This window comes from Proteus genomosp. 6, assembly GCF_040139785.1.
Classification (GTDB): Bacteria; Pseudomonadota; Gammaproteobacteria; order Enterobacterales; family Enterobacteriaceae; genus Proteus.
Genome location: NZ_JBEEVJ010000048.1, coordinates 1 through 1023, shown reverse-complemented (window position 1 = coordinate 1023; position 1023 = coordinate 1). Strand labels below are relative to the sequence as shown.

Annotated in this window: 3 protein-coding genes; all 3 read left to right on the top strand. The window is 41.6% G+C overall.

Annotated elements, in window-relative coordinates; translation table 11 throughout:
• Positions 1 to 324, top strand: a 324-nt coding sequence (locus tag ABN212_RS18715) for a phage tail tape measure protein (RefSeq protein WP_432807476.1), incomplete at its 5' end; no start/stop codon positions are given.
• Between the two features lie 2 nt (positions 325 to 326).
• Positions 327 to 659, top strand: coding sequence for a phage tail protein (locus ABN212_RS18710; RefSeq protein ID WP_069366999.1), 333 nt, complete (start codon positions 327 to 329; stop codon positions 657 to 659).
• Positions 656 to 1023, top strand: a 368-nt coding sequence (locus ABN212_RS18705; protein WP_432807475.1) for a phage minor tail protein L, incomplete at its 3' end; no start/stop codon positions are given. The genes ABN212_RS18710 and ABN212_RS18705, both read left to right, overlap by 4 nt.

Here is a 1023-nt window from a genome sequence, read left to right as displayed (position 1 = left end):
TATTTTGCCTTTGCTAAGGGGGGCGCGCCTAATCTCGGACTCATGGGTGAGGCAGGGAGTGAGGCTATAATGCCATTAACTCGAACTGCAGATGGCAACTTAGGGGTTAGAATTGTTGGTGGTAATAATCAGGGCGCTCCTTCAGCACCTCAGGTTTACATTACCATTGATGGTAACGGTAATTCAGAAACTCAATCAACGAATGGATTCGAGCAGTTTGGTGCGGAGATTGGCCGATTTGTTGATAGTCGTTACCGAGAGTTAATGTCTAAAGATATTAGGCCGGGTGGTTTAATTTGGAATGCAACTCGAGGAGGCCGTTAAAAATGGAAACATTCACTTGGTGTCCACGTATAAACCCGACTGAAGATGTCTCTTACAACACAAGGAAAGTCAAGTTTGGGGATGGTTATGAACAAGTTTCTGGCAATGGTTTAAATTCACGTAGTCAGAAATGGGCAATGGAGTTTGTGGGTGATGATAATTACATTTCAGCTATCCGTCACTTTATTGATAAACACGCAGGAATAAAGTCATTTTTCTGGAAACCGCCTCTTGAGCCACTTGGATTGTATCGTTGTGATGAACACAAACTCATTCCGAACGGTGCAGGAAATTACACCCTTTCTTTGGTTTTTATTCAGGCATTTAAATCATGATCACAGCCGATTATCAAAAATTAGAGCCGGGCAATACTGTCCGGCTTTTTGAAGTTGATGGTACAGAATTTGGTGTTCCTAATATTCTGAGATTCCATGCATACAATATTCCTATCACGGAAGAGGAAATGCAAAAGGCTAAAGGAGAAATAGAGGCTAAGTCCATTTGGTGGCAAGGGAATGAATATGGGGCATGGCCAGTTCAAATAGAAGGGTTAGAGTCCTCTACAACGGGATCTAGCGCTAATCCTAAACTATCAGTGGCTAATTTAGATAGCTCAATAACCGCATTATGTCTGCATTATGATGATATGTTGAAAGCAAAAGTGATTATTCACGATACACTTTCTCATTATCTCGATGC

What these genes read in the sequence shown, in the direction of transcription:
- ABN212_RS18710 (WP_069366999.1), top strand. Translation starts at nt 327, where the DNA reads ATGGAAACATTCACTTGGTGTCCACGTATAAACCCGACTGAAGATGTC.